Source organism: Streptomyces sp. Qhu_M48 (assembly GCF_051305195.1).
In the GTDB taxonomy this organism is placed as follows: Bacteria; Actinomycetota; Actinomycetes; order Streptomycetales; family Streptomycetaceae; genus Streptomyces.
Genome location: NZ_CP195432.1, coordinates 1295320 through 1319231 on the forward strand (window position 1 = coordinate 1295320; position 23912 = coordinate 1319231).

13 protein-coding genes are annotated in these 23912 nt (G+C 65.6%); 10 read left to right on the forward strand and 3 right to left on the reverse strand.

What is annotated here, in order from left to right; genetic code table 11:
• Nucleotides 1-8 precede the first annotated feature (8 nt).
• Nucleotides 9-521 (forward strand): hypothetical protein, encoded by a 513-nt coding sequence (locus ACRRSS_RS06120; RefSeq protein WP_435970189.1) that lies wholly within the window; start codon nt 9-11, stop codon nt 519-521.
• Here ACRRSS_RS06120 and ACRRSS_RS06125 read toward each other — a convergent pair.
• Nucleotides 510-809 carry a hypothetical protein gene (locus ACRRSS_RS06125; protein WP_435970190.1) on the reverse strand — a complete coding sequence of 100 codons (300 nt, stop codon included), beginning with the start codon at nt 807-809 and terminating at the stop codon, nt 510-512. The genes ACRRSS_RS06120 and ACRRSS_RS06125 overlap by 12 nt on opposite strands.
• A gap of 405 nt (nt 810-1214) precedes the next feature.
• Here ACRRSS_RS06125 and ACRRSS_RS06130 point away from each other — a divergent pair, with 405 nt between their 5' ends.
• Nucleotides 1215-1751, forward strand: coding sequence for a hypothetical protein (locus ACRRSS_RS06130; protein WP_435970191.1), 537 nt, complete (start codon nt 1215-1217; stop codon nt 1749-1751).
• Nucleotides 1748-3286 (forward strand): terminase large subunit domain-containing protein, encoded by a 1539-nt coding sequence (locus ACRRSS_RS06135; protein WP_435970192.1) that lies wholly within the window; start codon nt 1748-1750, stop codon nt 3284-3286. The genes ACRRSS_RS06130 and ACRRSS_RS06135 overlap by 4 nt, the downstream gene beginning before the upstream one ends.
• Before the next feature lie 778 nt (nt 3287-4064).
• Here ACRRSS_RS06135 and ACRRSS_RS06140 read toward each other — a convergent pair.
• On the reverse strand, nt 4065-10586 hold the full coding sequence (locus ACRRSS_RS06140) for an RHS repeat-associated core domain-containing protein (protein WP_435970193.1): 6522 nt from the start codon (nt 10584-10586) through the stop codon (nt 4065-4067).
• Between the two features lie 514 nt (nt 10587-11100).
• Between ACRRSS_RS06140 and ACRRSS_RS06145 the strand changes: the two genes are divergently transcribed.
• On the forward strand, nt 11101-14322 hold the full coding sequence (locus ACRRSS_RS06145) for a hypothetical protein (RefSeq protein ID WP_435970194.1): 3222 nt from the start codon (nt 11101-11103) through the stop codon (nt 14320-14322).
• 149 nt (nt 14323-14471) lie between these two features.
• Nucleotides 14472-16205: an FG-GAP repeat domain-containing protein gene (locus ACRRSS_RS06150; protein ID WP_435970195.1), complete on the forward strand. Its 1734-nt coding sequence runs from the start codon at nt 14472-14474 to the stop codon at nt 16203-16205.
• A 391-nt stretch (nt 16206-16596) separates the two neighbouring features.
• Here ACRRSS_RS06150 and ACRRSS_RS06155 read toward each other — a convergent pair whose 3' ends face one another.
• Complete coding sequence (locus tag ACRRSS_RS06155) at nt 16597-17268, reverse strand: HNH endonuclease family protein (protein ID WP_435970196.1); 672 nt, start codon at nt 17266-17268, stop codon at nt 16597-16599.
• 556 nt (nt 17269-17824) lie between these two features.
• Here ACRRSS_RS06155 and ACRRSS_RS06160 point away from each other — a divergent pair.
• From ACRRSS_RS06160 to ACRRSS_RS06180, 5 genes are all read left to right on the forward strand, one after another.
• Nucleotides 17825-18712: an SUKH-4 family immunity protein gene (locus ACRRSS_RS06160; RefSeq protein WP_435970197.1), complete on the forward strand. Its 888-nt coding sequence runs from the start codon at nt 17825-17827 to the stop codon at nt 18710-18712.
• Nucleotides 18713-18939: 227 nt separating this feature from the next.
• A complete protein-coding gene (locus tag ACRRSS_RS06165; RefSeq protein WP_435970198.1) occupies nt 18940-20367 on the forward strand; it encodes a hypothetical protein in 1428 nt (475 codons plus the stop codon).
• Between the two features lie 134 nt (nt 20368-20501).
• The gene (locus tag ACRRSS_RS06170) at nt 20502-22043 is read left to right on the forward strand and encodes a nucleic acid/nucleotide deaminase domain-containing protein (RefSeq protein WP_435970199.1); all 1542 of its coding nucleotides are present in this window, start codon (nt 20502-20504) and stop codon (nt 22041-22043) included.
• A 13-nt stretch (nt 22044-22056) separates the two neighbouring features.
• Nucleotides 22057-22623 (forward strand): SUKH-4 family immunity protein, encoded by a 567-nt coding sequence (locus tag ACRRSS_RS06175; protein ID WP_435970200.1) that lies wholly within the window; start codon nt 22057-22059, stop codon nt 22621-22623.
• A 157-nt stretch (nt 22624-22780) separates the two neighbouring features.
• Nucleotides 22781-23824: a hypothetical protein gene (locus ACRRSS_RS06180; RefSeq protein ID WP_435970201.1), complete on the forward strand. Its 1044-nt coding sequence runs from the start codon at nt 22781-22783 to the stop codon at nt 23822-23824.
• The last annotated feature ends 88 nt before the right edge of the window (nt 23825-23912 follow it).

Below are 23912 nucleotides of genomic sequence, written 5' to 3' on the forward strand. Positions count from 1 at the left end.
GGGAATTCATGTCAGACCGAATAATGGTGGGGATCGAGTCGCGTTCTCGGTACCACATCATGTGGCTCGCGGGCGTACGCCATGTCGCCCTCGATCAGCACTGCCTGAGGGCCTTCGGGCAGCCGGACCGCCCGCGCGTGGACCCCAAGCGCCGGCATCAGCTCATCGAGCTGCCTGCGCGCAATCAGCCGCTCGCCTGGTACCTGTGCGCCCTGCCCAACCCCTGGCGATGGAGCGACAACGCCCACCTCGCCTTCGAGGCGGCCCCGGGGCAGTCCTGGGAAGGACCCGCCCTCGTGCCAGGCCTCCGCGTCCATCTGGAGAACGCTCGCCCCATCACAGGATGGGGCGAGCACGACATCCCCGCTACCGAGCCTCGCCGGAACTCTCAGAGATTCCGGACCTGCCGCAACTATCAGTTCGCCTGGTGGCTGCGTACTCACCGCAACGCGACCGATGCCCCGCCAGAGTTCGTCCCGCCGAAGAAGCCCGGCGACGGCGAGCAGATGTCACTGATGTGAAGGCGGTGCTGGCGTGGCGGAGCCCAACTCGTCGCGCCGCTCTCCATCAGCCGCCGACCCGGCAGCTCCAAGCTGCGCCGGGTCGGCGGCCGACCTTACGGCGGTCTCCAGTGTGAATGACTCGCTGTCGTGCGGAGCGTTCTGCGCGTCGTCGTCGCGAAAGGCGTTGAACAGGCTGCGCCATGCGTCGATCAAGGGAATTAGCTGTCCCGGCAATCCAGTCAACGCGTAGATCGCGATCGAGACCACACCCGACCAAGCGAGAATCCAGATGATGGCAGAGTCCATCGGTTCGGTCCTTCTGTTCAGGGGCCGAACTTCGCACGCGAACGCACTCAGTTCGACCACATGCGTGATCGAACTGAGTTTCATCCGACGTTGAAACCCAGAAACTAGGTAAGCCTGTCTCGTGGTACGTGGCTTCGGCTTGCTCTGACCGGAGACCGCTGGGACCAGAACTCGCGAGTAAGCGTCGGCCAACTCGGTTCTGGGCACTGCTGCGGCTGGACGTCACGGCTCGCGCGACCATCCACTCACGTAGCCAGTCTATCAACTTCACTTGCTCAACGCGGAGATGAAGCGCGGCCGGCAGCGTGCCGGGGGGCCTGATCGACGGAAGGTGGCTGACCTGCAGCGAGGTGGGATCATGTCTGTAGGGCGCGGGGTGCACCCGAGCTGTGAAGGAACCCCAACGTGGGACGCCCCGACAAGGCTGCGCGTGCGGCCATCGCGCGCCGCCGCTCGGACGCCATCGACCTACGCCTCGCCGGCGTGGACTGGCTGACGATCGCCCGCAAGCTCGCCGCCGACCCCGCCGTCAACAGCGACGGCATCGCCTACCCGCAGGGGTACGGCATCGACCGGTACCGGAAGAAGCAGGACCCGCCCAGCGACGAAGCCCTGATCCACGCCGCCTGCCGCGACGTCCGACAGGCCCTCGCCGACCGGCGCGCCGAGCTGAAAGACGACGTTGACGAGCTCCGCGCCCTGGAGGCCGACCGTCTCGACCGGCTGTTCTTCGTCGCCTACAAGAAGGCTGTCCGCGACCAGGACCTCGCCGCCGTCGACCGCACGTTGCGGATCATGGAACGCCGCGCCCGGCTCCTCGGCCTCGACATGCCCGCCCGCACCGAACTGTCCGGCCCCGACGGCGGACCGGTTCAGGTCGAGAACACCACCGTGGACGAGCTGGAGAAGCTGATCGCGCTCACCGACCCGGACACCGAATGAGGGCCCGGGACACCGCGAGTGTCGTAGCCCGCTACAGGACGCTGCCGTCGGCGCAGCGCCGCTCCATAGCCCGCTCCGCCTCCCCGGAGCTGCGGGCCGAGCTCGTACGCGCCGAACGGCAACTCGCGATGGACCGCTCCCCAGGGGCGCTCGCCGCCGTGCTCACCGGCGACCGCGAGATGCAGGCCCCTCATCTCGACCTGATCGACCAGGCGTTCATCGACATGGCCGAAGGCCGGTGCGACCGCGTCATGCTCACCATGCCCCCCCGGCACGGCAAGAGCCGGCGCGCCTCGCGCTGGGCCCCGCTGTGGTACCTGCGCCGCAACCCCGGCCACCGCCTGATGATCGCCAGCTACTCCGCCGACCTCGCCGACGACCACGGCCGGTGGATCCGAGACGCCATCCTCACCTGGGGCGACGACCTCGGCCTCCAGCTCAAGCCCGGCAGCCAGGCCGCCAACCGCTTCGACATCGTCGGCGGCGAAGGCGGACTCCTCGCGGCCGGCCTCGTCGGCGGTCTGACCGGACGCGGCGCACACATCGCCATCGTGGACGACCCGGTCAAGGACATGGCGGACGCCGACTCCCCGACCATGCGAAGGCGCGCCTGGGACTGGTGGACCTCCGTCATCCAGACCCGACTCGAACCGACCGGCGCCATATGCCTGATCCAGACCCGCTGGCACGAAGACGACCTCGCCGGGCGCATCCTCGCCACCGAGCGCGACGCCTGGCGCGTCATCGACCTCCCCGCACTCGCCGACAGCCCAGACGATCCCCTTGGCCGCGCACCAGGAGAAGCACTGTGGCCCGAGCGGTTCAGCGCCGCCCACCATGCCAAGACCCGCAAGCGCGTCGGCGAACGCGTCTGGGGCGCCCTCTACATGCAGAAGCCCCGCCCACCCGCGGGAGGCGTGTGGCAGCGCGAGTGGATCGACAACGCCCGCATCAACGCCGTCCAGTTCTCCGGTCTCGACATGGCGCGCATCATCGTCGCCGTTGACCCTGCCGGTGGCGAGAGCACCGTCGGAGACGAGACCGGCATCGTCGGCGTCGCCCGCGACTTCGACCGACAGCTGTACGTCCTCGCCGACAGGTCCGGCTCGATGGGCGCCAACGACTGGGGCCTGGCCGCATGCCGCCTGGCCTTGGAGCTCAAGGCCGACGCCATCGTGGTGGAGAAGAACTACGGCGGCGACATGGCCAAACAAGTGGTCACCCAGGCATGGGAGCAGCTACGCCGCGACGGTGTCACCAAGGGCCTACTCATGCCGATGATCCTGGAGGTCACGGCCAAGGTCGGCAAACGCCTCCGCGCCGCACCGGTCGCACAGCTATACGAGCAGCAGCTCGTCCACCACGTCGGCGAGTACACCGCGCTAGAGGATCAGATGATCACCTGGGTCGAAGGCATGGAGAGTCCGGACCGTATGGACGCCGCTGTGCACGGACTCACCGAGCTTGCCGATCCCGACCAGCTCGAGACGCTTCCCCCGAGCAGCAAAGACGATCGCTTCGACGGGCGCCGGTAAGAATGCACACTCCCTTCTTGCATTCCAAGGGGTCGCGAGCTGCGGCACGCGCCTGGTTCCGGTCGGCTTTGCAGTGTCTGTCTCGGCAGGGGTGAGGTGAGGCAGCGGCTGCGTGTCAGCGATGCCTCGCCTGACGCCATAAGATTGTGTCACGAGCTCATGAGGAGCCGTACCTCTCGGCCGGGGCAAGTTCCCGATTCCTATTGTTGAAAACCACTTCAGTCGACGGGCCGATCTACTGCCATCACCGTGCAGGCGAAAATGTACTTTGCAAAATGATCAGGCCGCAAGGAGCAATGCCCTGAAGGGTCCGCCAGCCAATCGACGGACCCTTCAGCTGTGGCCGACTATCAGACCGTTCGCGGTACTACCGCTGTATCAGCCGATCACATATCCCGTACACGCAAGCGACGTCCGGGCAGCGTGCACTCGAGTTCATTCGACTGCTGGGAGCTGATCCTCGTAGTCACAGTCTGCCACAGCTCGATATCCCGCTTCTCGGAGGACCGCCATGATAGCGCCGATATCCTCGACGGCCTGCCTCATCAAAGTCCCCGGAGCTGGGTCACATTCGAGTACTGTCGCCCACTGGAGAAAGCTGGATGGATCACCTCCCTCTGTTTGGTAGTCATTGTAGGCGGAAGTGACCTCCATCGATCCGTACCTCGCACCTGTCGGCAGTGGCGCCAGATCAAGAGAGCGAGCGATCAGCGTCATGATGAACTCCGGCGAGTTCGAGTCGACATAGATATTGCAATCCATGTCACGCCCCGACAGCTCAGTTGATGTCAACGAATGGTCCCTCATCGAAGGGGCCTCCCATCCTAATTACCGAAACGTCAACCTTGACGATTTCGTCACCCACTATAGCGAAAACGGCATCCCGAATACCGCTTAGCTTCTTAGGCTTCACGTCGCCGGCTGTAATTTTACCGGTCTTGATGGCCCAGTCTCGCGTATTCGCCCGCGAGCTTCCGGGGTTCACATTCCCCCAGCGTGCGTGGACCATCGAATTGAACGTTTCCGGAGTGACGCGTACCGCTATGTCGAGATCGGACCGTCCGCTGGCATTTCCGCTGGCTCTGCTTCCCTGAACCACAACGTTCGCCTCGATCTCCAATTCCTTTCGAAAAATTCCGGCGATCTTCGAAAATTGGGCGTTGGATACCCCTTCAGGGGTTCCCGTGGCCCGGATCATGCGAGAACCAGGCCTGAGCCCGAAGAGCCCGATGGATCCACCCTGCATTCCAGACAGGATCGCAAACTTGTACAGGTCATTCCTGGCGCCGCAAACCCATGCGGATTCTCCGCTAGCGCAAGGGAGGTCAGGAATTTCCGTCGGTGCAGCTGTCTGAGGTGCCGAACAACTACTGGCCATGGCGAAAATGCATACGCCGTTGTATTCGTACTGATATTTCTGGGGAGGAACTTCTTCGGCCAGAACTACGTCGTAGCCATTACTGCTTCCGGCGCTCGTAGTTCCGGAGCTGCCTTCCCCGTTGCTTCCGTTGGTGGTTGCACTTCCACCCGTGGTTCCCTGCGATGGCCGTCCGGTTCCTGGATCTACAGTGTGGATGTCCTCGTATTCGTGGTTCCCGTTTCCTTCGTCGACTCGAAGGCCGGTGGGGTCGGACTGGGTGATGGGGGTGTTGTTGGCGTAGTTGTAGCCGTTGAGTGACTGGTGCTGGTCAAGCGAGAGGACGGGGTCGACGCTGATGAACTGTCCGAGGGTGGGGTCGTATTCGCGGGCGCCGATGTGGGTGAACCCTGTGGTGGGATCGATGTCGCCGCCGACGAAGCCCTTGTGGCCGGGCCAGAAGGCGGGTGTTGCTCCTCGTTGGCCGCCGTATGGGAGGGATTTGCGGCGGTTGAAGGTGAGGGTGGTGGCGCTGAAGGAGAGGGTGTTGGTGTTGTGGTGGTCGGCGACGAGAAGTCGGACCTTGCCGTCGTTGCTGGTGCGGATGGCGGAGCCGCCGGGCACGGTGTAGTAGCGGGTGCCGCCGGCGATAACGGCTGCGGTGGTGCCGACCTTGCGGGTCAGTGCGAGTTCCTGGCCGCCGGGGAGGTAGAGCGTGGTGGTGGTCGGGTCGCGCTTGACGATCCGGGTGCCTTCGGCGTCGTAGAGGAATGACGTGGTTTTGCCTGAGGTCGTGGAGGTGGCGAGCTTGCCTTGTTCGTTCCAGGTCAGGTCCTGGACCGGTCCGGCGTTGGCGGGGGCCTTCTTGGTGAGGTTGCCGGTGCTGTCGTAGGTGTAGGTGTCAGTTCCGGTGGCGCCGCCGGTGGCGGTGACGCTGCGCACGCCGTGTGCCTGGTCGGCGCCGGCGGAAGTCGGGTAGGTGTAGGTGCGGGTGGTGTCGGCTGTGATGACGCCGGCCTTGTGGAGGGTCTCCGTGGCGCGCTGGCCGGTATCGGTGAACGTCCAGCTGGTCCAGTAGGGGTCGACGGTGCCCAGGTTCGGGGTGCCGGTGCCGTTGACGGGCCTGGTGGTGCAGGCATCGCCCGAGGTCCACGCCTCGGCGAGGCGGCGGGCCCAGTCGTAGGCGAAGCACTGCTGGTCGAGAGAGGCTCCGTCGTCCTGGGCATCGCGGATGGTGGTGATGTTGCCGGCGGGGTCGTAGCCGTAGGTGATGCTGGACGGGGTGGCCGGGCCGGTGGCCTCGCGGTCGGTCTTGGACGTGATCAGACGCCGAGTGGACGCCTCGTAGGCGTTCGTCTGGGTGACGATCTTGCCAAGGTTGCCGAGCTGGGCCTGGGCTAGTTCCCCAAAGGGGGTGTAGCTGGCGCCGCGGAGGTAGGACTGACTGAGGGTGCCGTCGACGATGCCGAGCATGTCCTGCGCGCCGTAGTGGCTGGTGACCGTCTCGGCAGGCAGGTGCGTGGTGGCGTTGGTGTTGGTAGTGCTGTAGACGGCAGTTTTCGGCAGACGGCTGACCGGGGTGGCCGTGGTGGCGATCGAGTAGGTCCCGGCGAGCAGCTCCTCGCCGGTCACGGACGGGACGGTCACTGTGGTGCCCGTCGGCTGGCCGGCGGCGTCGTAGCCCCTGACCGCGGTCTTGTACGCGGCGTTGGCGGTGATGGAGGAGTCGTAGCGGGTTGACGTGGCGGGCAGTCCCAGGCCGCCGGTCATGTCGTAGGTCCACTCGGCGAGCTTGGTGCCGGTGACTGAGCCGGTGCGCAGGCTGGTCTTGCGGCCGAGTTCGTCGTAGGTGGTGGCGAGGGTGAAGCGGGCGTCACTCACCGTTTCTATGCGGCCGTCGGCGTTGTAGTGGGTCTCGCTGGCACCCTTGTCCGGATCGGTCGTGGAGACCTGACGACCGCGCAGGTCGTAGGAGTAGGTCCAGGCGTTGCGCTTGGACGTATCCGAAATGGTGGCGAGCAGCCCGGCACTCGTGTAGGTGCGATTGATCTTCTCGTACTGGGTCGCCGCGGCGTTGATGAGCGGGGTGCGGTCCTTGTACTGCCGCTCCTCGATTGTCCGGCCGCGCACATCGGTGAGGGTGAGAGCGGCGGTCCCGCCGGCCGGCGGGACGATGGCCGTCCAGTAGTCGCCGTAGGTGGTGCTGGTGCGCCACTTCTCCACGTTCAGGGACAGCTGAATGCTTTCGATGACGCGGCCACGGCCGTCGTACTCGCTTCGCATGGCCTGCGGGATCTGGTTGGGCGTGACCACCAGCATCGTGTTCGAGACCGCGGAGCTGTTGTAGAAGGGTGCGTTGGTGAGATGGGCGCGGCCGTGGTTGTCGTAGAAGGTGTCACTGACGACTCGGCCCGTGGTGCCGATGGCATCGGCCTGGGTCTGGCGGGCGCGCAGGAGCGAGTCGTAGAAGGTGGTGCTGGTACCCCAGGTGCCGTTCTCGTACAGCGACTTCGTGGTGACTGTAGAGGGAAGGCTGTTGGAGAGGTTGTAGGTGAAGGTGGCGTTGGGCTGTTCAGTGGTGGTGCGGCCCGTGCTCCAGCCCTTGGTGAGGCGGCCGAGCGCGTCGTACTCGCTCGTGGATGTGCGGTTGTTGGCGTCCGTCGAGGTCAGCGTAAGGCCGCGCATGCCGTCGAAGGTGGTGGTGGCGGTGTGGCTCTTGACATTGGTGGCGGTGACGGTCGTGGGCTGTGCACCGGCATCCGGGGTGTAGGCCGTGGTGACCGGCTGTCCGTCTTGTCCCTTGGCGATCAGGACGCGTCCGTACTGGTCGTAGGTGGCCTGCGAGACGGTGTCCCAGACGGGAGTCAGGTCGCTCGTGTACTCGGCGAGCTGCTCTATCTTGGTGGGGTTGGCTTTACCTGGCTCCGGTGCTGCCCCGAGGGCCTGGTTGTCGTAGTAGGTGCGTGCTCGGCTGGTGATCTCGGTAGGCCGTCCGACGCAGCCGATGTTGTCAGTGGTGACAACGTCACTCGGGTACGCGATGAGCCAGTTCGTCGTGTCCGGGGTGACGTAGGTGGTCGAGGTACAGCGGGACTCGACGGTTCCTGCACCGTCATCGGTCTCCTTGAGAAGGAGGCCGTAGGTGGGGTCGTAGCTGCGGGTGGTGGTGAGGGTACGCCAGGTGCCGTTGTCGAGGAGGGTGCTGGCCTTTTCAGTCTCCGTCCCTGACAGGTACGCGTTCTTGGCCGGGAGCGTCGGCGCGGGAGTCTCTGGCTTGTCGGGGTCGGTGATGCCCGCCACCGACTGGGTGGCGGTGGCGGCCGATTCCCAGGGGGTGTAGGTGGTCTTGGCGACGATCTTGCCGTCAGTGCCGTTCTTGTCGTAGGTGGCACTGGAGGCGGTGGAGCCGGCGAAGTCCTCGCGGTCGGTGACGCCGTTGATGGTCGCGACGGTGCGGGCGGTGCCGTCGGCGAGGGTGTCGCCCGCCATGCCGAGGTAGTAGGTCTTCTCGGTCTTCACCCGGTTCGTGGTGCCGGTGTACGTGCGGACGGTGCCATAGCCGCGGAAGACGTTCCAGGACCGGTGCTTGTCGAGGGTGAACTCACTGGTGTCGCGGCGCCAGTGCGGGCCGTTGGCATAGTCGTAGCTGGTGGTCTTCGCCTCTGACCCGCTGCCGCCGGTGGTGTCGCTTTCGGTAACCGTCCAGACGAGGTACTTGTGGAACCAGTCCTTGGTCGGGTCGACGTAGCCATCGGGGGTCCACCAGGACGGGTAACACCGCCTGGAGTTGGTGTCCTCGGAGGGAAGGCTCGTCGGGGTGCAGTCTGTGGGGTGGTAGGCGACCAGGGTCTGGCCGCCGGTTTCGTTGGTGACGCTGGTGATGCGCTTGCGGTTCAGCGCCGGGCGGCCTTCAGCGGCGTCGACCCGGTTCGGCATCAGCTCACCACCGAAGACCGTCTTGTTCAAGGTGATGTCGGTGAGGGGGCCGGCCTTGCCGGTGCGCTGTACGGAGTCCAGCCACAGTGACGGGGTGGAGGTGTCGCCCGTCGAGGGGAAGGACTGGGCCAGAGCCCAGGTGTCAACCGGCTGCAGGGTGGTGCCGACGAGAGAGAAGGTGTTGATGCTGGTCAGTCGCTGCTTCGACCAAAAGGACGGGGCAGCCTGCAGACACTCGGTGCCGGAAGTGCAGTTCAGATCGACAGGGGTATCCGGCCAATTGGTGGCGTTGGCCTCGGTGAACGCACAGTCCGCAGCCGTGCAACGGGAGGCGGTGCCGAAGGTGACGCGGCCGGCCGGGTTGGTCGTGCTGTAAACGCCGCCGGCTCGCAGACCGTAGTCGATGCGGTTCAGGTAGCCGCCGCGGGTGTAGGGCTTGGGGTCGTTAATCTTGCTGTTCTGTGCGTAGTAGCCCTGCTCCTTGGTGTAGTAGAGGGCCATGGCGTTGCCGTGGGGGTCGACGACGTAGTCGAGGTTCCAGCGCCAGCCCTGCTGCTCGGCGGAGGAGGCGTAGTCGGCGGCGTTGCCCTGCTCGCCAGCGTGGTTGCCGTAAACCGGGATGGAAAAGACGGAGTTCGTCTCGGTCTTGCCGCTGGTGTAGCCCGGGAGGCGGTTCTTGCCGAACCAGTACTGGGTGCCGTCGAGGGTGGTCACCTTCCAGTACTCGGAGTCTTCGTCACCCGAGTTGTTCGGCTCGCTGTCGTAGATCCGCTCGATACGGGAGCCGTCATCTCCTTCAAGCTTCCACGTCTTCTTCGTGGCATCCCAGACGAGCTCGTTGGAGGAGCCGTTGAGGGAGAGGGTGGCGTTCTCCGACTTCCAGCACTGATCGCCGGTCTTGGTGGTGTTGTTGCCGTCCTGCTTGTCGTTCTCGCAGGAGGCGTAGCGGCGCTCGACGAAGCCGGGTGAGTACTCCCAACCCTCTCCGATCCAGGACGGCTGATTGTTCGTCGAAGCCGTACGCCCGTCGATGGCACTGGAGTTGTAGGACAGAGCGACCTTCGGGATGAGGCCACCCGGTGCGGTGGGTACGTCGATCGGCACGCTCCAGCCGAAGCCGCCCGAGTTCCCACCGGCCGACCAGGAGCCGGAGGCGGCGAGTGAGGTCGCCTTGAAGGAGCCCTCGCTACCGCTGGCTCCGGCCGTCGCAGCCAGGAGTGTGACGCCTGCGGTGTTCATCGCAAGCGAGGGCAGAGTCGAGGACGTCTTGGTTGCTGCGCCGGTTACCGGGACCTGCGGGGTGGTGGAACCCGGCGTCGTGAGCGTGGCGCTCAGGGTGTGGTTCTTGGTGTCGTTCTGAGTTGCCAGCGGTGTCTGCTTGCGGCACTCAGGCTTCTCGGGAGTCGTCAGCGCACATGCCGGAAGCGTTACGAGACGCAAACGAGAGGACCATCCTGCTGCGTATGCACCGCGGATGGTCGTGTAATCGATCTCAACGTCGAGTCGGCCGGGGGAGGCGGATGCTGCATCGGCGTCGCGCAGCGACATCAGCAGGCCTTCGACTCCAGCCTTCTGGGCAGTGCCACGGTCCTTGACCGCGACCTCCATCCGGTCGGAGCCGACGGTGGTCTTGTTCGCGCGCGAGGCGGCGTGACCGAGTCGGACGGGCAGTCCGCCGACCGTTGTACGGTTCTGCGCTTCGCTGCCAACGGTGAGTTGTTGCGTGCCGGGGGTGGGCCAGGTGACCGATGGTGCTTGCCAGGGTGGGTCCGCTTTAGGTCTTCTCTTCAGGCCCGTGGGGAAGTAATCGGTGCCGTTGACGGACTCGGTTTTCGGCGCAGGCGGACGCCCCGGGACTTCGGCTTGATCAGCCCACGCGGGTGCGGAAAGCAGCGAAACACTCAGGGCTGCGGAAAGAACGCCAGCAATCCCAGTACGTACCTGGTTTGCCGCTCCCCCTTCCGGGCGTCTAAAAAAGGGCATGGCAAAGCCATGGCGGAACAGCATTTAAAATCCCCACCCCATAAAGCGTATGAAAGTCTGATGATCACCGCATCCAACACCGTCACATGCGCACCTGGCAAGCGTAAGTGTGAAGGAGTATTCCGGATGTGTGGACGTCGCCCACCATTCCACGACGGCCTCCTGCAAGCACGACCAACAGTTCAACCAGGCGCTTTGTGCGTCATTGAGGGGCAAAAGCCACACGCCTCTAACTGGACGGGGTTCCTCCGATTGCGGATGTGGCTCTCCTTGTCGGAGTCTCTTCTCTGCGTAACGGAAATAGATGCCCGCCGGATCGCTGCGTCCGTCGTCGGGATAGAGTCCGCCGCCAGGAGAGACAGGATCCGCTTTCTTGCCTGTAAAGAGAGCCGTGCCCTCCGGAAAGGCATCACAGAACATGAGAACTACCACATCCAGACGCGGCCGCAGGTCGATCGCTCTGGCGATAGCCGCCTCGCTGGCGTTGCCCGTCTCGGCGGCTCTGGCCTTGTCCGAGACCTCCGCGACCGTCAGCACTGTGGGCGAGACCGAGGCACCGGCAGCCCAATTCGAGAAGACGGCTTTCGAGACGGCCGCCCGAACGGGTCAGCGTGTGGAGATCATCGACCGTCGCGAGGAGACGGCCGAGTTCTTCGCCAACCCCGACGGCACCACCACCCGCCGTTCGTACTCGACTCCGAAGTGGACCCGGTTTGAGGGCCGATGGCGTCAGGCCGACCCCATGCTCATCAAGAAGGCCGACGGGTCGATCGCCCCGGCTGCCCCGGCCTTCTCCATCGCCTTCTCGGGTGGCGGCGACCAGCCGCTGGCCACGATGGTCAAGAAGGGCAAGAAGCTAGCTCTGTCCTGGCCAACCTCCCTGCCCGAACCCGCTATCAACGGTGACACCGCGACCTACCACTCCGTGCTTCCTGGAGTGGACCTGAAGCTCATAGCTGAAGTCGACGGCTTCGCCCAGCACTTGGTCGTCAACACCCATGCTGCAGCGGCCAACCCTGCCCTGCGCAGCATCGAACTCGGCGTGCAGACGGACGGGGTCACCCTCACCGAGACCGTCGATCACCAGCTTCTGGCCAAGGACGGGGCCGGGGACACCGTTTTCAGTGCGCCCGCACCCAAGATGTGGGAGCAGCCGGCGGCTGCATCTGAGGAGCAGCTGACTACCGCGGCCGCTAGGTCAGCGGTGATGACTGCCGCTGAGGCTTCGGAGTCCGAGGCGCCCGCCAGTGCTCCCGTCGCTGTGGGCGTCAGTGGTGACACCCTTACTCTGACCCCGGACGCCGGTCTCCTCGCCACGGCGGACCAGTTCCCGCTGGTCATCGACCCGGTCTTCGACGGTGGATATCGCGAGAAGTGGGCGGTGGTGTATTCGGCGACGCCGAGCGCCGCCTACCCCAACGGGACGGGCTGGAACTCCTCCACCCCTGCGGACGAGCCGCGGGTGGGGTTCAACGGTGATGGCAACACACGCTCGTTCTTCGCCATGAACACCAACGGGCTGCAAGGCGCCACCATCAACAGTGCCACGTTCGCCGTGGTCCAGACCCACACCTGGTCATGTACTGCGAGTGTCGCAGGGCCGACGGAGTTGTGGTCCGCGGACGACATCTCCACCACCCCGACGTGGAGCAGCCAGGGAAGCTACTGGGGCAGCAAGCTCGACTCCGGCTCCTTCGCCGGGGGCAACGACACCTACTGCCCCGGCGACCTCGGCCACGACTTCACCAGCACCGCGCTCACGAACTACGTCCAGCAGGCGGCCAACAGCGGGTGGGATCCCCTCGTCTTCGGACTGCGCGTCCCCGACAGTTACCTCGGCGATCAGAACAGCTTCAAGCGTTTCCGTAACAGCCCGGTCCTTGAGGTCAACTTCAACTTCAAGCCCCGTGTGGACAGTTCAGCCGCGTACGAGGGCTCCTGGGTCCCTTCGGGCGACGGCAATAAGCCAGTCCCCTGCGGCACGGTCATCGGCAACAGCGGCATCGCCCTCACTGCCAAAGTCACCGATCCCGACCGCGGCAACGTGGACGCAGTGTTCTCCGTCAAGAACTCCAGTGGCACGGCGATCTCCTTCGCGCCAAACGCGAACTGGAAGAGGGTCACCAGCGGCCAATGGGCATCTGCGACTATGCCCAGCAAGAATCTTCCTAACGGCACCTACACCTGGAGCGTCTACGCCGCCGACTACGAAGGACCCAACAGCGCCCCCACCGCTTCTTGTTCCTTCACTGTCGACAGCTACTTCCCCAAGATCCCCGTGACCGTCCTCAACACCGACGGTAGCCGCGTCGATGAAGACGGCACTACGAAAAACCCCGATGGCACCGCCCGGCCCAAGGACATGTACCCGGCCCGCAAGCAGGTCACCATCCGCCTCACCCACCCCACAGCCGATGTCGTTGGCTACTGCTGGGCCATGGATCACTTCGTGTCGGTCAGCAACACCCGCTGCTCCAACGGAACGTGGGTGAATGCCGGTACGGACGCGAATAACACCGCCACCGTCACCGTCACCCCGTCGGGGTACCCGTACAGCACCCTGTACGTCGTGGCCTACGATGCCGCCGACAACCACTCTCCCGTCGACGAGACTGCAGAGGCCGTGCAGCTCGCCGTCACCAAGTCGGATTTCGTCTATGAACCGGGCGTCACTCCCTTCACACCGGGCACCTACCCCCATGACCGGCGGGGGGACCTCAACGGAGACGGATACGCCGACTTCGTCGCCACTGACACCAATGGCAAACTGGCCCTCTACGCCGGTGATGGAACCCTCGGAAGCCCCGCAGCGGCCCGAAACGTCGGCACCGGGGGCTGGAGTGGAGCACTCCTCGCACACGGAGGTGACCTCCAAGACTTCATCAGCCCCACCAAGGCGCCAGACGGCTATGAGGACTTCGTCGTCCGCCTGCAGGTCAAAGACGAAAACAGCGCCTACAAGTACAAGCTCTTTGTCTACCCGGGTAACGGACTCGGCTCCCCCTGGCCGTACACCCGCCAGGAGATTGCCCACCCCGCTCAGGACGACTGGCTCGGCCTGCGTCAGATCGTGATGCCCGGCAACATCGATGGCAAGCCCGGCAACGACCTCATCACCGTCGAATGCATCTGGGACACGTCCACGCCGGCAAAGTGCGTCAACGCCGAGCTCCTGCTCTACAGTGGCAACGCCATCGGCGCAGGACAGAATCAGTCCGAACCGTTCAGCGCCAGCCCGACCGTACTGGGCACGGGCGGCTGGAGAGACTTCACCAACCTCGCCGTGGACGACGTCAACGGCGACGGCGTCGGCGACCTCGTCGGCCGCGATCCCGCCGATGGCAAGCTCTACCTCTACCGCGGCAAGCTCACCGGAACCTGCCCCGATGCCTGCAGCCTCTCCTTCCCCTTCGCGGACAGGACGGAGTACGGAACGGGCGGCTGGAGCCAGCGCCCCTACCTCACCTCGCCCGGCAACATCCAGGGAACCGTGAAGTCCCTCTCGGTCGAGGACGAGGGCCAGATGTTCCCGTTCAAGCAGTTCGAGACTGCGGCCGGAGAACGTTACGGCGACTTCTGGGCCACCACCCCGGCTGACCCTGACACGCCCGTCCAGTACGTGGACGAAACAGGCAACTGGACCAGCAGGCTCTGCCCCAGTGGGTGTCTCCTCACCTACCCCGGCGGCCTTACACAACACGGAGTCCCCCGCCTCGCCGGCACCAGCGGCTGGGCCACCTCTATCACCAGCATCCACTAACCCCCTCGTCCAGCAGCCGACGCTCCGCCAGGGCGGGCCGCCCTTCGAAAGGAGTGCGGCCCGCCCTGTTGCCCGGCCTGTTTCGCCCCATCCGACGAGGCCGTGACAGCGTCCTCAGTCGTTGAAGCTCACCTCGTACGGGAAGAACCATGAATCAAGCAGCACGCCGTATTGCAACTCTCACCGCCGCCACTGGTCTCCTCACCGTCGCGACGCTCGCCACCTGCGGCCCCGCGGGCGCCGAGGACAACGTCGTGAAACTGTCTGCATACGACCAGACCGCAGCACCCGATACCGCGCCGCGGCTCGAGCCCAAGACGGTGTCCGGTACCCCCGACGGCAAGACCGTGATCGCGTTCTCGACCAAGCCGCTGAACGGGCCGGCCGGCGACGGAGCCGGAGTGCCTGAAGGATTCGTCGCGCAGGCCAACGGCTGTGAGGAAGTCACCGGTCTCCCCGCCGTCTACGTGTGCGGTCCGTCCGGCTTGCGGCCCGGTTTCAGCGTGCCCAGGGACGCGGCGGACATGACCACGGTCCACTGGGGCTTCGCCTATGTCCCCAGGGGCGGCGACCTGGCCGCTGGCATCGAGACCGCCCGCACCGCCGGGGCCACTCCTGCCGATGCCACCCACGGCCACGCCCAGGTAGTCGTCAAGACCGCAGCGCACGCCGCTCTGAACACCGCTGACTTCGATGTGCCCGACATTCCCTCCGGCGGAACGGTACGCCAGCAGCTGCGGTTCCACGCCAACGAGGCAGGGGATCTGACCCTGCGGTTCCGGCAGGCCGATGGTTATTTCTGGCGCGCATCGGAGCCCATCCGCATCGGCGGGGTCACCACCGGTCCCGGCGCGAGCTGCACCCTGACCTCGACCGCACTGCTGTCCACAGTGGCGAACCTGCAGTGCCGCCTCGAGGCGGGTGACCACACCATCGGCTACGACCTGACCACGTCCGCAGACCAGTACACCGCCCGTCTTCAGGCGCTCACCACCTACAACATCTACGACTTCGGTACCCGAGACAGCGACGTCCGCCAGGCAAGCGCCCCGTTCACCGCACTGGGCAAGCCCGTCCTTCCCCGCCATGGCCTTCTGGCCCGCGATGTCACCGGTGCGCTGTTCCAGTACTCCGGCACCGGCCAGGCGACCGCCCCCTTCTCCATCAGGGATCAGATCGGCACCGGCTGGCAGACGTACGACATACTCACCGCACTCTCCCCGCTCAAGGAGCTCCCCTTCTCCTTCGGTGATGTCAAGCCGTCCGCTGCCACCCGGGGACACGGCGACCTCGTCGCCCGTGACGCGGCCGGCACCCTGTGGTACTACGACCGTCAGGACGTTCGCGACAGGCCCAACGCTCCCCGCGTCAAGGTCGGCGGCGGCTGGAACATCTACGACCAGATCACCGGCGCCGGAGACCTCGACCGGGACGGATACACAGACCTCCTGGCCCGGGACAAGGCCGGCGTCCTGTGGCTGTACAAGGGCACCGGCAGCTTCACCACGGCACGGTTCAAGACCCGGGTGAAGGTCGGCGGCGGATGGGGCGTGTACAACCAGCTCGCCGCCGCCGGCGACATCACCGGTGACAGCCGGGCCGATCTTCTGGCCCGGGACAAGGCCGGAATCTTGTGGCTGTACAAGGGCACGGGCAGCGGTTCGGTGCCGTACAACACCCGCACCAAGGTCGGCGCGGGCTGGAACACCTACAACCAGCTCACCATCACCGGGGACCTCACCGACGATGGCAAGACCGACGCCGTCGCCCGCGACACCGCCGGAGTCCTGTGGCTTTACAAGGGCACCAGCAAGACCACGGCCCCGTTCGCCACCCGCGTCAAGATCGGCGGCGGCTGGAACGCATACAACCGCATCTTCTGACTCGCACATCTCCAGGGCGGTAAAAGCCGCTCTGGGGCACACCGTTGACTGTCCGGGACAGGGCTTGTCCCGCGGGTCCCGTTGGCTTTCCGAGCGGCTGCTCATTGGTCCTGTCGTCGGAACAGCCCCAAATGGGAACGGTCCGTTGACACCTTGGGGTCGGGCACCTTCGGATCACCCCTGTCAACAAGCCTGTCGTCGTCACCGGTGACCCGGTAGCTCGTCCGTGTGGTGCGAGCAGGTGGATCGTGCCCGTGGGAGTGAACTGCTGCGTTTTGGCAGGGGGCGGTGCCCTACGGTGAGAGTGGGAGGTCGAACCGACTGGTCAAGCTGGTGTGCACTTCCTTGTGCCCCGCACCCTGGTGCGGGGCACAGCACGTTCCCGGGCCGATTAGGGTGCGGGGGTGTAGTGGACGACGGTGGTCTCGCAGGCCTCCGCGTACACGGCCAGAGCGTCGGCCTCAGCCTGGTCTACAGCCAGTCCCCAGCGGAGCTTGGTGGCGACCCACTCCGAGGTGTACCGGCAGTGTGAGTCCGGCAGCGGGGGCATCCACTCCCGCGGGTCCTGGTCGCTCTTGCTCCGGTTGGTTCGGGCGGTGACGGCGACGAGCGAGGTGGCGGCGTCCTGGTCGTTGGCGTACGCCTCCCGGCGCTTCGCCCCCCAGTTCGAGGCCCCAGAGTCCCAGGCCTCGGCGAGCGGGACCATGTGGTCGATGTCCAACTTGGCGGGGTCATTGACCTCCTGGCCGTCGTAGTACGACAGCCACTTTCCGCCCGCGAGCTTGCAGCCGGCCGCCACGGTCGGCGCTTCGATCGCCTCGGAAAGGAGGACCTCGGCGCGCGTATTGCAGCCGTCAGACAGGTCGAGGCCGGCGTTCCAGTGCTTGAAGCTGTCCCGGCTGTAGCCGGCCCGCGCCTCGTCTGCGAGGGGGAGCTGCTCAACGGCATCGACGAGGTTCAACACCTCCGCAGCCGTTGGCGCAGCAGTGGCCGTCGAAGGGAGGGCAAGAGGAGTCAGGATGAGGGCGAGCGCGCCGGTGTTGCGCAGCATGTTCTTGATCACAAACGTAGGGATACCGTTCTGACCGCGTGCGCTCCACGTGAGCTGGTGCGACGTCAGCCGTCTGGGGTACCCAATTCACTGCAGAAACGCTCCGCTCCCATGAGCTGCGGCCTGTCCAAAACAGGAAGGCAACGCTGGCTCGGCCTCGCGATCACGGCAACCCGGGGGAGTTGGACTGTCCCGGCGAGCGGCCTTCTGCTGGCCATCACCTGCCTCTCCGGCTGCACGGGGGACAGCCGACCGCTGACGAGAAGCGCGCCGCCCACAAGCCGGTCATGGCCGACCCGCGTCGACCGGGGCGGAACGCTTGGGCGGACCTGACGTCGTCATGGATTCCCGACGAGGACCTGCGGCGCCTGGCGGCTTACCAACGGCCGGCCGCCTAGGCAACGAGCTGCTGTCTTGGAGTGCCGGTGACCGGAACCGGCCCGCACGTGGAAACGGCCCGATGAGCAATCGGACCAACGTGGAGCTCGGCAAGGGCTGCGAGTGGTCCGTCGGCCGGAGCTATGGTCGTGTGTGACTATCGGTTGCCTGTCTGTACTGCGAGGTTCCCATGCCGCCTTCCGTTCCGGAGCGCCACGACGAGTTGGTTCAGCACTTCGGCCGTGAGGGTCTTCGTCGTTTCGAGCGGGCGAGCTTGCTTGGAGCGAGACTGCCCGACACGGCCCAGGCCTTTCTGGAGGAAACCGGCGTGCCTCGGGGTGTGGCCTCCTTTTTCAGGTCTCCGGGCGACCGGGATCCGGTGGCCCTTGGAGTTGTTGCTGTGCGTTCCTCGTTGCCGAGGCCCCACGAGGCGATGGAGGACTGGCCGCGTATCGGCGGTGACGGCCTGGCGCACTTGTGCGTGCGTCCTGACGGTGCTGTTCAGGCGGTGCTCTTGCAGGACGTCGCGGAGGACATGTTCGTCAACACGGATGTGGCGAAGCTGAGTGCGGCTCTGCTGGCGTTGGATCGTGCGCTGCCGCTGATGGCCGTGGCCTCAGGGCTGGCAGAGGCTGCGGGGGTCCTGCGCGACCTGAATGCGGAGTTGCGCCGGATCGACCCTGTCGCGTTCGAGGAGCGGGAGTCGTGGTGGCCGCGCGTTTTGGACGATCTGCGGCACACGTTGAACTTCCCCTTCTCCGCCGCATTCGAGTACGTCGATGCGGCAGGTTCGAAGCAAGTTGTTACGGATGTCACCGGGCCCGGCCGGGCGCACCCGGAGGAGATCATCTGGCGTGACTTGTCTGCTCAGGGTGTGAAGCCGGAGCAGGTGGTTCGCATTCATTGTGAGCTGGAGCCGTGTGTCATGCCCGGTCACTACTGTGCCGTGTGGATGCAGGAGACGTTTCCTCGGGCGCAGTTCACTCACAGCTTCGACTACGGAAGTTCCGCTGAGTCCCGCGAGGAGGGCATCAAGGAGCTGATCGTCCACGCTGCCGGGCAGGCGGGGCGCGGTTGATGCGCTGGGATCGGCCTGCTGCGGGGAGGGAGCCAGCGGCAGCGGCGCTGTTGGGCTGGCTGGCCGACCCGCATGCGCCTCGTCTGTGTCTGGTGTCCGGATCACAAGGGTGTGGGAAGTCGGGGCTGCTGGCCTGGCTTGTGCGTCACGGCACGCAGAGCGGGACGGCGCCGGAGCGCGCCGTACATGCTGTCGTTCCCTCGGCGGGAAGGAGCTTGTGGGGCACCGTGTGGTCGCTTGCCGACCAGCTCGGCGTGGTGGCCCGGTCGCCGGCTGAGCTGGTGGAGGCCCTGGCCCGTGACCCGCGGCGCACGGTGATCGTGCTGCCTGATCTTCACGAGGCGGAGGTGGCCGAGCTGGTCCTGGACTTGGCCCGCGTGGGGCATGCCCGCTTGATCGTGGAGTCCCGGACGGGGAGCGGCGCGCATCAGCGGCTGGCAGGGAGTGGCTGTGCGGAGCTGGATCTGGACCTGGAGCAGTGGCGAGACCAGGACCGTTTCGAGCAGTGGCGGGCGTCTTGGGCCGAGGAGATAGCGGTCAACGCGTCGTCGGAGCCAGCGACAGATGTCGAGTTGGCCGATCCGGGAGCGATCTGCCGGGCGGATCCCTGGCAAGTCACGGCTGCCTACGAGAAAGGCACAGATGGTGAATACGGGGGTCTGCGTACGGCGTGGCTCAAGGCAGGGCAAGCCTTGTGCAGACAACAGTCACCGGCATCCCGGGCTTTGATCCTGCTCAGTGTTCTGGGTGACAGCGCAGATCCACGCTGCTCGCCCGCGTTGAAGAAGCTAGCCACTGGCACTGATTGGGGTGTGGAGTGGAGCCGTGTGCGAGGAGACATGACACCGCCCTGGCCAGGACCTGTTTCCGCCCTGGCGACGGGTAGAGGACCGCTGGAAGACAGCCTCCTGGTGGCCGGGGCCGGCAGCGCGGTGCGGACCGTGCAGAGCGCAGACGCTTCGGCACGAGGTCGCGTGTCCCTGCCGTCGGATAGGGCTGCGTCGCTGACGGCTTCGTCAGACGGGACAGTGCTGTACCTGGATGAGCACGGTCACCTTGATGTGGAATCTGCCTGGGCAGCGAGTTCAGAAGGTTCCGGAATTGCGGGGCTACTCGACGACGGCCCCACCCCTGCCCAGCGCCTGGCAGACGTACTACGGGGCCAGAAGGGCACCAGCATTGCCTACGCCGAGGGCGACGACTTGGGGACGGTGGTCCTGGGGGATCGAACCGGTGCGGTCCGGTCCTTCGGCGACATCACCGATTCGGTGTCGTTGCACGAGGGGATGGTGACGGCTCTGGGTGCCCTCACCCATACTAGCGAAGACGGAGCGACGACTGTGCCGCTCGTCTACAGCGGCGGGCAGGACGGCACGGTGCGAGCTTGGTCTCCTGGTCATGAACCCATGGCCGGAACGCTCATGCAGCGGTCCTGCCCGGTCGTCGCCATGGATGCCGCCTGGACTGCGAGCGGCCCCACGGCGGTGGTGGCCTGGGCTGACGGACTGGTGGAGTGGATCAACTGCGAGACCGGTGCTCAGCAAACCTTGAGGCTGGGTCCGCCCGTTCGCGCGCTAGCCATGGACACGCGAGGCAGGGTCTTCGTCGGCATGGATGAGGCGTTGACCTGCCTTGTCCTGAGACGACAGGTGTAGGCGCGGACACTCCTCGCCACGGTGACGGGGCAGCTGACCGGTTTCGCAACGTCCTCACGTCAGCAAAGTTGACGGCAGTTCAGTCGGCGTGGAGGGTGGGGAGGTTGGCACGGGGACGGGGGTAACCAATGGGGATGACACTGCCCGACGACTTGGTCGAAGTTCTCGACCTGGTGGGCGTCGACTGGCCGCAGATCGACGAGGATGAAGTCAAAGCCTCGGCCAAAGACTTTCGCAAACTGGCCGAGGGTATCCGCGACGCGGTCAAGGAAGGCAACGACGCCTGCTCCCACATCGTCGCCGGCAAGAGCAAGGGCGACACGGTCAAGGCCATCGACCGCCGCTGGGGCAAGCTCACGACGAGAGACCTGTCGACCTTCGCGAAGGGCTGCGACGATCTAGGCGGCGCGCTCGATGAGTGTGCCGGTCTCATCGTCGCCTGCAAGATCGCCATCATCACCAAACTGTCCGCTACAGCGGCGGCCGCCACGGCGGGTGTCGTCGGCATGTTCTTCACTGTCGGACTCAGCGGCCTGTTGTCTGCCGCGGCCATCGCCGCCGCCCGGCTGATCATCCAGGAAGCCATCGACTACGCCATCGAGCAGATCACGTCGATCGTCACTGACAAGATCGAAGGCAAGATCCTCGCCGAGATCGAGAAGCTGTTCTCCGATCAGCTCGGTGGCGGCGGCACCTACGACGTGATGGCATCGGGCAGCGCGGACATGGCCCAGGACCTCGTCATCGAGTTCGTCGAGTTCGAGAGCGCAGCGGGCGACTACCAGAAGACCGCCAACAACTTCGACAAGAAGAAGGGCGAGTTCAAGGAAGGCGGCGCAAGCCGCAAGTCGTCCGTGAAGAAGGACAGCAGGTTCCACAAGCTCGCCACCGTCATGGACAAGGCCGAGGACGCGGTCGACAAGAAGGCCGACGAGATGGTCAAGACTCTCGAGGACCACGGCGGCAAGATCGACAAGAGCAAGGGCAGCCACAAGGACCACGACGACGACGTCAAGGAAAAGTTCAAGAAGTGCGACGGCGATGACGACGACGTCCCGATGTACCTGCTGAACGCCGACGGGTCAGTGAAGGTCCTGCACTACGACGGCACCACCAGCAGCGTCTCCAAGACCGACAGCTCCGGGATCTGGGACATCATGGAGAAGGACGGCACCGTCTGGCGGCCCGCCCCCCGTGAGAAGCACGATTTCAACCTGCCCGCTGGCCGTAAGGGCCCCAAGGTCACCTCGACGAAGATCGACCCGGGAAGCACGGACTTGTCCCGCGCCACAGAGATCGCACGCTACGCCAAGCAGGACTACACCGGCTCCAACTTCGCCGCCGGTCGGTACATCGACCCCGAGACCGGCAAAGAGATGATCCTCGTCGGTGACAGCGAAGGCCCCCACTCCGAACGCACCCTCGGCTATCCACTGCTCAGGCACGGCAAAGAGGCCAACCTCGCCGCCGTCTACACCGAACGCGAGCCATGCCAGCTCTCCCCCAAGTGCGATCAATGGCTAGACCTCCACTTCAAATCGAAGAACCCTGACCTGGAAGTTAGCCACACCAACACCTATGACCAGTCGGAGAAGAACCTCTACAAGCGCGACAAGGAGCATCGCGACTACATGGCAGAATTGGAGAAACGCCACAAAGCCCAAGGCCACCCATAAGAAAGGCTGAACCGTGCTGATCGACATCCGGGCCGACCAGGTTCTGAGCGCGTTCGGGCTCACCGGCGTCACCTATTTCCCCCGCTCCACCAGCCGCATGCACCCAGGCACAGCCAGGTTCCTGGCCACCGTGGGTCTGCCGTCGAGCAAGCTGTTCTCCACCAAACTCGACCTCGGCTCCCCCGACCAGCTCGAGTGCCGACCCTCCCTACAGGCCACCTTCGACGCCGAAGGCGCCGTCCTCCCCGAGGGGACCGAGGAGTGGGAGGTCCTCGGGGAGTTCCAGTACGCCACCGTCGCTCTCGATCCCCAGACCGGGCAGATCTACTCGTTCGCCGAAGGCGAGGAGTTCTACGTCCCCATGCACCAGGATGTCTCCTCGCTCGTCCATACCCTCTCTGTGGTCGAGGCTGGTCTCGCCGAGCTCAAGAGGCTCCCCCGTGACGACGACCAGGGACGCGCGGAAGCCGTAGAGACTCTCCGCGAGAGCATCACCCGGGTCGACGAGACACCGTTTGCCAGCGAGGACGGCGATTGGAGCAGGTTCTTCGAAGAGGCCGCCCTCGGCATGTGGGGCTGACGCGCTCACTGCGGCAGACCGCCGTCTTCCGGTGTGAGCGGTTCCCGAAGCTGCATTCATCACGTCGCACACCAAGCCATGCTGAGGTGCTTGCTCGTCTAAATTCCCCTATACGAGCCTGGTTCTCCAGGAGCCAACGAGAGGGGAGAGGCCCGTCGTGACGAACCTACCCACGGGCATCGTCGGGGACGACACCGAGCGGCCAGCCAACATCGTGCCGCAGGTGGCACGCTGGCCGTCCGCCCACCGGATCCGCAAGGCCGAGTTCGTTGGCGATCCGCACTTCCCGCCCGTCGCCAACGGTCTCGACTACCTCGTCAGCGTCGTCGACCTGCTGGAGCGCGACTCCGGCGGCTCCCCCGCCCGGGAGTTGAAGTACGCGGTGCTGCACCTGGCCGCCGGGGCTGAGGTCCTCCTCAAGGCCCGGCTGCTCATCGAGCACTGGAGCCTGGTCTTCACCCACCCTGGCCAGGCCACCCGCGAGGCCCTGGAGGATGGCTCACTCTCCAGTTGCAGCCCCGACGAGACCCGGCAGCGACTGAAGAACATCGTGGGGATCACCTTCACCGGCCGGGAGGAGCAGGCGCTCAAGGACCTCGCCCGCAGCCGCAACGCGCTGCAGCACTGGGGGCTGACCGGAGAGCAGGCTCGCGCGAGCGTGGTGGCCTCGACCACCGCCCGGGTCCTGAACTTCCTCGTCGCGTTCGTGGAGGATCACCTTCTCCCGTGGCTGCAGGCGCCCGAGCTCAGCGAAGCTCGGGAGGAGATGAGGCACGTCCGTGACGGGCTCGCGTTCATCGAGGAGTATGTCCGCGAGCGCATGAAGGATCTGGCGCCCCGACTCGGGCCGGTCCGGCGCTCGACCGTCCAATGCCCGCTGTGCAGGCAGTGGGCACTGGTTGCACGCGGGTATGAAGACGCCCAGGACGTCGACGACCTCGACATCGACGACATGTTCAACGTCGAGTGCCTGTTCTGCACCGAGCGGCTCACTCCCCGGGAGGCGGCCCACGAGTACGCCGGCGTGATCCTCGGCCACTTCGGAAACGAGGAGGCGTTTGACCTTACGCCCGAGGTCCACACGTGCCCGCAGTGCCAGCACGCTCTGCTCATCCAGGGAGCCGCCACGGCAGCCGCCCCGGACCGGCCGGTGGACTTCTGCTTTGCCTGCGCGACCGCTCCGGTAGCCTCGCGATCATGACAATCCGGGGGAGTTGGACCATCACGGCCTACGGAATCGTGCTGGCCGTCACCTGCATTACTGAGCTTCTTCAGCGGCCGCCCCGTAG